The sequence below is a fragment of the Halioglobus sp. HI00S01 genome (assembly GCF_001635445.1).
Lineage (GTDB): Bacteria > Pseudomonadota > Gammaproteobacteria > Pseudomonadales > Halieaceae > Halioglobus > Halioglobus japonicus.
The window spans coordinates 1-248 of sequence record NZ_LWEE01000244.1 but is presented as its reverse complement, the minus strand read 5'-3'; the positions used below and the strand labels follow the sequence as shown (position 1 = coordinate 248).

At 62.9% G+C, this 248-nt stretch carries 1 protein-coding gene; it reads left to right on the top strand.

The window, feature by feature from the left end; genetic code table 11:
- On the top strand, positions 1 to 190 hold a 190-nt coding region (locus tag A3709_RS24625; protein ID WP_231871224.1), incomplete at its 5' end, for a hypothetical protein.
- Positions 191 to 248 lie beyond the last annotated feature (58 nt).

The following is a 248-nucleotide window of genomic DNA, read 5'->3' as shown; positions in this document are numbered from 1 at the left end:
TCGACAGTCCAGCCGCCCACTGCATGACGCCGTCCGGTGGCGGCCAGATGGCAGCGCCAATCGGAATGTCAGTTTTCAGCTGTGTGCCAAAGGTGTGAGCGGCAGTGATGCATTCGTCGTCGTACTCTCCCGGGCAGGGCGCAGTCGGGTTGCTCGCGGTGAGGGCCTTTGCCCCGGGGAAGCAGCGTGAACAGGCAGCGCGGGACCGGGCTTTTTGAAGTGAGTATTGCACTCTTGTTGGTGGCGCT